The 7,216-nt window shown below is 65.3% G+C and carries 7 protein-coding genes and 1 pseudogene; 2 read left to right on the forward strand and 6 right to left on the reverse strand.

Annotation, left to right across the window (positions count from 1 at the left end; all coding sequences use genetic code 11):
• Position 1 precedes the first annotated feature (1 nt).
• From LDL28_RS14110 to LDL28_RS14130, 5 genes are read right to left on the reverse strand one after another with little or no spacing between them, the layout of a single operon-like run.
• Positions 2 to 1,354 carry an AAA-associated domain-containing protein gene (locus tag LDL28_RS14110; protein WP_233059126.1) on the reverse strand — a complete coding sequence of 451 codons (1,353 nt, stop codon included), beginning with the start codon at positions 1,352 to 1,354 and terminating at the stop codon, positions 2 to 4.
• Between the two features lie 6 nt (positions 1,355 to 1,360).
• Entirely contained in the window at positions 1,361 to 3,079 is a 1,719-nt protein-coding gene (locus LDL28_RS14115) for an ABC transporter permease subunit (RefSeq protein WP_233059127.1), read from the reverse strand.
• Positions 3,076 to 3,537, reverse strand: a complete 462-nt coding sequence (gene dut / locus LDL28_RS14120; protein ID WP_233059128.1) for a dUTP diphosphatase — start codon at positions 3,535 to 3,537, stop codon at positions 3,076 to 3,078. The genes LDL28_RS14115 and dut overlap by 4 nt, the downstream gene beginning before the upstream one ends.
• Before the next feature lie 12 nt (positions 3,538 to 3,549).
• Complete coding sequence (gene coaBC, locus LDL28_RS14125) at positions 3,550 to 4,779, reverse strand: bifunctional phosphopantothenoylcysteine decarboxylase/phosphopantothenate--cysteine ligase CoaBC (protein WP_233059129.1); 1,230 nt, start codon at positions 4,777 to 4,779, stop codon at positions 3,550 to 3,552.
• The gene (locus LDL28_RS14130; RefSeq protein WP_233059130.1) at positions 4,779 to 5,576 is read right to left on the reverse strand and encodes a class I SAM-dependent methyltransferase; all 798 of its coding nucleotides are present in this window, start codon (positions 5,574 to 5,576) and stop codon (positions 4,779 to 4,781) included. Before LDL28_RS14130 ends, coaBC begins: the two co-directional genes overlap by 1 nt.
• Positions 5,577 to 5,605: 29 nt before the next feature.
• Between LDL28_RS14130 and mutM the strand changes: the two genes are divergently transcribed.
• Positions 5,606 to 6,487 (forward strand): bifunctional DNA-formamidopyrimidine glycosylase/DNA-(apurinic or apyrimidinic site) lyase, encoded by an 882-nt coding sequence (gene mutM / locus LDL28_RS14135; protein WP_233059131.1) that lies wholly within the window; start codon positions 5,606 to 5,608, stop codon positions 6,485 to 6,487.
• Between the two features lie 104 nt (positions 6,488 to 6,591).
• Entirely contained in the window at positions 6,592 to 6,861 is a 270-nt protein-coding gene (rpsT, locus tag LDL28_RS14140; RefSeq protein ID WP_233059132.1) for a 30S ribosomal protein S20, read from the forward strand.
• 165 nt (positions 6,862 to 7,026) lie between these two features.
• On the opposite strand, the pseudogene LDL28_RS14145 reads toward rpsT, so the two are convergent.
• Positions 7,027 to 7,216 (reverse strand): annotated as a pseudogene (locus LDL28_RS14145) (hypothetical protein); the annotation flags it as partial.

Raw genomic sequence — 7,216 nt, forward strand, 5'->3', positions numbered from 1 at the left:
GCTATCCGGCTTCATCATTCAGGAAAAGCTGGTCGGCTTCCTCATCAAAGTCGAACAGTTCCGCATAGCGTGCCCAGCCGATCAGTGTCTGAAGGGTCTGGCGGGCGTAGTCGGGGGACATGCTGTCCTCCAGCTCATCGCGGAACCGCTCGGCGCTGGCGCGGTGGTTCGGGCGTTCATCCAGCACGGCGCGGATGGTCCGCACCATGGGGATGTTGTGCAGCATGTTGTGCCACAGGATATGCTTGCGGGTGTCATGCTCGCTCTGGACAAAACGCATGCCCTCGGGCGTGAGCAGGATGTCGCCATCCTCCAGTTCGGCAAACCCCAGCAGTTGCAGCGATTCGCCCAGTGGGAACAGGTCATCGAGTTCAAGCTGCAACCGGCTGGCCAGCAGGGGCAGGTCGGCGCGGCCATGCAGCGGATCCGCCGCCAGCGTTTCCATCATGCCCACCAGCGTATTGATGGGCAGCGGCGGCAGGGCCACCGCATCGGCTGCGATTTCCGTGCGCTGGAGGGCCGGGTCGGTCATGTCCGCTTCCGATACGACCGGCGCGCGGCGGGTCATGAGCGCGTAGATCCGGTCCACAAACTGGCGGAAGGCCATGTCCTCGCGGTTGCGCGGGTGTTCGAAGGGCACCTGCAGTTCATGCGCCACCCGACCGGGATTGGAGGAAAAGATCAGGATGCGGTCGCACATCAGCACCGCTTCCTCGATATTATGCGTAACCAGCAGGATGGACTGGATGGGCAGTTTCTTCTCCGCCCACAGTTCCACTAGGTCGGTGCGCAGGTTTTCCGCCGTCAGTACATCCAGCGCGGAAAAGGGCTCGTCCATCAACAGCAGGTCGGGCCGCACCACCAGCGCGCGCGCCAGCCCCACGCGCTGGCGCATGCCGCCGGACAGTTCCTTGGGGTAGGCATTCTCATACCCCCCCAGCCCGATCAGGTCGATGGCGTCTTCCGCCAGTTTCAGCCGTTCGGCGGGGGGAATGCCCTGCGCTTCAAGCCCCAGTTCCACATTCTTCTGCACCGTCAGCCACGGGAACAGCGCAAAGGACTGGAACACCATGGAAATGCCGTCCGCCGGGCCGGTCAGCTTTTTGCCCTTCCAGATCACCTCGCCCGCCGTGGGGGGCAGCAGCCCGGCAATGATGCGCAGCAGGGTGGATTTGCCCGATCCCGAACGCCCCAGCAGGCCCACGATCTCGCCGCTGCGTATGCTCAGGTTCACACCGTCGAGCACCACAAGATCGGTCGCACTTTCCTTGTGATAGGCCTGGCGGCAGTTGACGATCCGGACAAGCTCGGCGCCGGTGTGATGGGCGGGGGGGGCTGTGGGCTGCTGCGTCATGCGCTCTCAGTCAAAAGTGTAATGCCGGGCGGCATAGTTGGATAACGGACGCCACAGGGCACGATTGAGCAGCAGCACGAAGGCCGCCATCACCACCATGCCCAGCCCGACCTGATCGGTCGCGCCCGCCACGGTCGCATGGGCGATATAGGCGCCCAGCCCCCGCGCGCTGAGCGTGGTGTCGCCCCAGCTCGCGACCTCGGTGGCGATGGCGGCGTTCCATGCGCCGCCGGATGCGGTAAGCGCGCCGGTAATGAAATACGGCGCAATGCCGGGCAGCATCACACGCCGCCACCACAGCCATCCGCTGACATGGAAGTTCCGGGCCGCCTCCAGCAGGTCACCGGGGTAGGACGACGCCCCGGCCACGATATTGAACAGGATATACCACTGCGTGCCCAGCAGCATGAGCGGGGTCAGCCAGATATTGCTGTTCAGGTGCTGATGCACGATCACGACCACGATCAGCGGAAAAAACAGGTTGGCGGGAAAGGCGGCCATGAACTGCGCCGCCATCTGCGCCCGCCGCGCCCGCTGTGGCGACAGGCCCAGCCAGATCCCGATCGGCACCCATACCAGCGTGGACACCAGAACCGTAACCGTGACCCGCAGCAGCGTGAAGCCACCCAGCCCGATCACCTGCATCACCTGCGCGGCGGTGTAATGCGTGCTGCCATAGGCCCATGTTTTCCAGCCGACACTGGCCGCGAAGATGCCCAGCGCCGTCAGCCAGGCCGTATCGACAAGGCGGGCGGGAACAAACGTGCGCCGGGGGGCGGATGGCCGCGCACCCAGCGCCAGCCAGCCGATCCGGGTCATCGCATCGCCCACGCGCAGGCAGATCTGGCGCAGCAGGTGCGTGCGGCGCAGCAGCGTCAGCACCCATGGGTCGGGCGCGGAAAAAGTGGTGCCGTCATCGGTCCGGAAACGCGCGGACCACGCCACCAGCGGGCGGAACAGCAACTGGTCGTAGGCCAGAATGACCGCCAGCATGGTCACAATGGCATAGAAGATGGCCCAGATATCACGCTGCTCGATCGCAAGCCCGACATAGGAGCCGATGCCGGGCAGGGCTATGTCCGTATTGCCGACCGTGATCGTCTCGGAATAGACGACCATGAACCACCCGCCGGACATGGAAATCATGGTGTTCCAGACCAGGGAGGGCACGGCGAACGGCACTTCCAGCCGCCAGAACCGCTGCCACGGCGTCAGGCCGAAGCAGCGGGCCGCTTCCTCCAGGTCGGACGGTACGGTGCGCAGGGCCTGATACATGGCAAACGCCATGTTCCAGGCCTGGCTGGTGAATATGGTGAAGATGGCGGCCAGTTCCGCCCCCATCATCCTGCCGGGGAACAGGCCCAGGAAAAAGACGACGGTAAAGGTCAGGAACCCCAGGATGGGCACGGATTGCAGGATGTCGAGCAGCGGGATCAGCACCTGCCCTGCCCGCCTGCTCTTGGCCGCCCATACGGCATAGGTAAAGGTAAAGACCAGCGACGCGGCAAGGGCCGCAAACATGCGCAGCGTGGTCCGCACCGCGTAGGCGGGCAGCCATGCGGGGTTGAGGTGTATGGTCCCGGCCTCGCTGGCGGGAATGGGCACAAGCATATGACGCCCCGCCGTGGCGATGATGACCGCCGCGGCCATGATCGCCAGCAGGCCCAGCAGGTCCGCCACATTAGGGCGGACGCGCAGGTTTCCCGGCAGGCCGTTTTCGGTCACCCTACCGTGCCCGTGCTGCCAAAGCCGCCCGCGCCACGGCGGGTTTCATCCAGGTCGGTGGTTTCGAACCACTCGCCACGCACCACGGGGGCCAGAACCGCCTGCGCGATGCGCATGCCGCGTTCGACCACGAAATGCTCGCTGCCGGTGTTCATGACGATAATGCCGATTTCACCCCGATAATCCTCGTCAATGGTGCCGGGGGCGTTGGGCAGGGTAATGCCGTGCTTCAGCGCCAGCCCCGAGCGCGGGCGGATCTGGAGTTCAAAACCCCGTGGCAGCGCAATGCACAGCCCCGTGGGCACCAGCGCGCGCCCTCCGGCCCATATGGTCATCGGTTCGGTCACGGCGGCCAGCAGGTCCATCCCGGCGGCGCCATCGCTGGCGTAGGAGGGGAGCGGCAACCCTTCCGCATGGGCAAGGCGGCGCACCTGGATGGGAAGGAGGGAGAAAGTCATGGCTGGGGTCCGTCAGGCTATTTCGGAATCTGGTTGCGGCGTGTGCAGGAATATGGCGATTCGCGCAACCAGCCTGCGCGCGACCTGTGTCTTGTCCATACGCGGCCAGTGCTCGCAGCCGGTGGCGTCGATCAGCATGATCTCGTTTTCCGTCCCGCCCATTATGCCGGTCGCGGGGCTGACATCATTGGCCACGATCCAGTCACATCCCTTGCGCAGGCGCTTGGCGCCCGCATGTTCGGCCACATGCTCGGTTTCCGCCGCGAAACCCACCACCAGTCGCGGGCGCATGGGCGATGGCTGGCTTAACGTGGCCAGAATGTCCGGGTTCGGGACCAGTTTCAGGGTCGGGACCGCATCGGGCGTGGTTTTCTTTATTTTCTGGGGCGCCGGGATGACATGCCAGTCGGCCACGGCGGCGGCGCAGACCGCGATGTCGCATGGCAGGGCGGCGGTGCAGGCGGCCTGCATCTCACGTGCCGTTTCAACCCGTACCGTCCGCACGCCCGGCGGGTCGGGCAGGGTGGTCGGCCCGCTGACCAGCGTCACCTCAGCACCCGCCGCCGCGAGGGCCGACGCAATAGCATAGCCCTGCACGCCGGATGAGCGGTTGGCCAGATAGCGCACCGGATCCACCGGCTCATGCGTCGGCCCCGCCGTGACCAGCGCCGTGCGGCCCGTCAGCGGGGGCTCACCATCCAGCCGGTTCACGATGGCGGCCAGTATGGTTTCGGGTTCCGCCATCCGGCCCGGCCCGGTTTCATTACACGCCATCCGGCCCACTTCCGGCCCGATGAATTCCACGCCGCGCGCCTTCAGCGTGGCGATATTGGCCTGCGTGGCCGGGTGTTCCCACATGCGCACGTTCATGGCCGGGGCGACCAGAACGGGCGTATCGGTTGCCAGAAGCACGGTGGTGGCCAGATCATCGGCCAGCCCGGCGGCCATGCGGGCAAGAATATCAGCGGTGGCGGGGCAGACCACGATCAGGTCGCTGCTGCGGGACAGGGCGATATGCCCCATCTCGCTTTCATCGGTCAGGGAAAACAGGTCGCTGAACACCCGCTCGCCGCTCAGGGCCTGAAGCGATAGCGGGGTTACGAATCGGCTTCCCGCTTCCGTTATGACCGGGCGGACGCGGATGCCGTGCTCGCGCAGCCCACGGATCAGTTCCAGCGCCTTGTAGGCGGCGATTCCCCCGCATACGACCAGCAGAATGGAACGCTCCGCCCGCCGGGTCATCAGATGCGCCAGCCGGAATGGATCGCGGCGATTCCACCGGAAAGATTGCGGTAGGATACGCGCTCAAGCCCCGCTTCGCGCATCATGTCGGCCAGTGTTTCCTGATCGGGGAACATGCGGATGCTTTCCGCCAGGTACTGGTAGCTTTCGCGGTCACCGGCAATGGCCGCCCCCATGCGGGGCAGGACATGGAAGGACCAGGCATCGTAAACCGGGGCGAAGGCCGCGATCTGAACCTGCGAGAATTCAAGGCACAGGAACCGCCCGCCGGGGCGCAGGATGCGCCGGGCCTCGCGCAGGACCTGAAGCTTGTCGGTGCAGTTGCGCAGGCCGAAGGCGATGGAGACCCGGTCAACCGAACAGTCGGCCAGTGGAATGGCCTCGGCATCCACGGCGATGAAGTTGAGACCGGAGACAAGCCCGCGCTCCAGCGCGCGGTTGCGCCCCACGCTCAGCATGCTGATGTTGATGTCGGACAGGATGGCGGGGCCGCCGCCGCCGCGCAGCCAGCCGAACGAGATATCGCCCGTGCCGCCCGCAAGGTCGAGCAGCGACAGGTCCGGATGGGGGCCGAGTTCGTTGACGAAAATCCGCTTCCATGCGCGGTGGATGCCCAGCGACATCACATCGTTCATGATGTCGTACCGGGAGGCGACGCTGTCAAAGACATCGCGGACCAGGGATTTCTTCTCGCGCAACGGGACATCGCGAAAGCCGAAATCTGTGGTATCCGCCTGGCGGTCATCCTGACGGCCTGCGGAAGGGGAGGGATGGTAGGGCTGGCTATTGTCGGTCATGATGCACAGATATAACCCCAGATGAGCCGATGCCGGAACTCCCTGAAGTCGAAACTGTGATGCGCGGGATGCGAGTGCATCTTGAAGGTCACACTATTTCCCGCGCCAGCACGCATCATGCCGGGTTGCGATGGCCGTTTCCCCCCGGTCTGGCCCGGGCGCTGGCCGGGCGGCGGGTGGATGGATTCGCCCGGCGGGGGAAATATATCCTCATCACGCTTTCGGGTGGCATGGTCATGGTGCTGCATCTGGGCATGTCCGGGCGCATCCTGCTCTCCCGCATGGCGCCATCCGGGCCAGCCGCCGCCCCCGCGCCGCACGAACATCTGGTCATCGAGACGGCGCAGGGCGCGCGCTGCGGTCTGGTTGACCCCCGGCGGTTCGGCATGGTCGATCTCGTGCCGGCCGGCCAGGTTGAAAGCCACCGCCTGCTGGCGGGCATGGGGCCGGAGCCGCTGGGCAACCGTTTTGACGGCGCATGGCTGGCGGCGCGCGCCAGGGGACGGCGCAGCAGCATGAAGGCCCTGCTGCTGGACCAGCGCGTGGTGGCGGGTCTTGGCAATATATATGTGTCCGAAGCCCTGTTCCGCGCGGGGATTCACCCCGCGCGGGCGGCCGGGAGCGTCGAGGCGGCGGATCATGCGCGGCTCGTGACGGCTATCCGCGCCGTGCTGGAGGAAGCGATCGCCGCAGGCGGGTCAAGCCTGCGTGATTATGTGCAACCCGATGGGGCGCTGGGCTATTTCCAGCATGCCTGGCGCGTCTATGGCCGGGAGGGCGAAGGGTGCCCCGATTGCCCCGGCCCGCCAGCGTGCAACGGGGTCGTGCGGATCACCCAGTCCGGGCGGTCGAGCTTTTTCTGCCCCCGCCTGCAGCGCGAAGAAAACGATTTTGGTGAAGACTTGTCTTGACTAATGCCGCAGGGGTGGACTAGATCGCCAGCCTGATATGGGATGTCCGCAACGATCGGGTGGCGGACCGCCGTAACCTGATTTATGCAGATGAACTGAGAGCAATGGCCAATACAGCTTCCGCGCGTAAGCGCATCCGTCAGAATGAACGTCGCAACGCCCGCAACACGGCGCGCATGTCGCGTGTCCGCACCTTCGTGAAGAAGGTCGAGATGGCGATTGAGTCGGGCAAGAAGGACGACGCCACGACCGCCCTGCGTGCGGCCCAGCCGGAAATGCAGCGCGCGGTTGGCAAGGGTGTGCTTCACGCCAACACCGTTGCCCGTCGTATTTCGCGCCTGTCCGCCCGCATCAAGTCCCTTGTCGCGGCGTAAAATACTGCCGGTTTCTTTCATCTGAAAGAATTCTGGAAGTAATGAAGGAGGTCGTATATCGCCATTAGTGGCGGTAGCGGCCTTTTTTGTTTGTCATGTACCGCATGATGACGGGGTTTTGGTGGGGCGAGGGCAGATTCCCGTTGCTTCGTCCGATTCCCTGCTCTAACTTGCGGGGATAATTCCAACGCCATCGGTAGCCTTGCCCGCAGGGGCAGGTGTACGGGTCGTGCCCTGCGCGCGACTGCCCGCCCCGTGCGGGACGGGCGGCGTTGCGGGCGGTATGAATGGAGCGGGGGGGCGGACCGGCGGGCGCGAAAGTGCCGGCTGCGTGCCCATGTAGCCGGGAGCGGAT

It is taken from the genome of Komagataeibacter sp. FNDCR2 (assembly GCF_021295395.1).
GTDB lineage: Bacteria > Pseudomonadota > Alphaproteobacteria > Acetobacterales > Acetobacteraceae > Komagataeibacter.

What these genes read in the sequence shown, in the direction of transcription:
- coaBC (WP_233059129.1), bottom strand. Translation starts at nt 4,779, where the DNA reads ATGACCCGGCGGGCGGAGCGTTCCATTCTGCTGGTCGTATGCGGGGGA.
- mutM (WP_233059131.1), top strand. Translation starts at nt 5,606, where the DNA reads ATGCCGGAACTCCCTGAAGTCGAAACTGTGATGCGCGGGATGCGAGTG.
- rpsT (WP_233059132.1), top strand. Translation starts at nt 6,592, where the DNA reads ATGGCCAATACAGCTTCCGCGCGTAAGCGCATCCGTCAGAATGAACGT.
- LDL28_RS14130 (WP_233059130.1), bottom strand. Translation starts at nt 5,576, where the DNA reads ATGACCGACAATAGCCAGCCCTACCATCCCTCCCCTTCCGCAGGCCGT.
- LDL28_RS14110 (WP_233059126.1), bottom strand. Translation starts at nt 1,354, where the DNA reads ATGACGCAGCAGCCCACAGCCCCCCCCGCCCATCACACCGGCGCCGAG.
- dut (WP_233059128.1), bottom strand. Translation starts at nt 3,537, where the DNA reads ATGACTTTCTCCCTCCTTCCCATCCAGGTGCGCCGCCTTGCCCATGCG.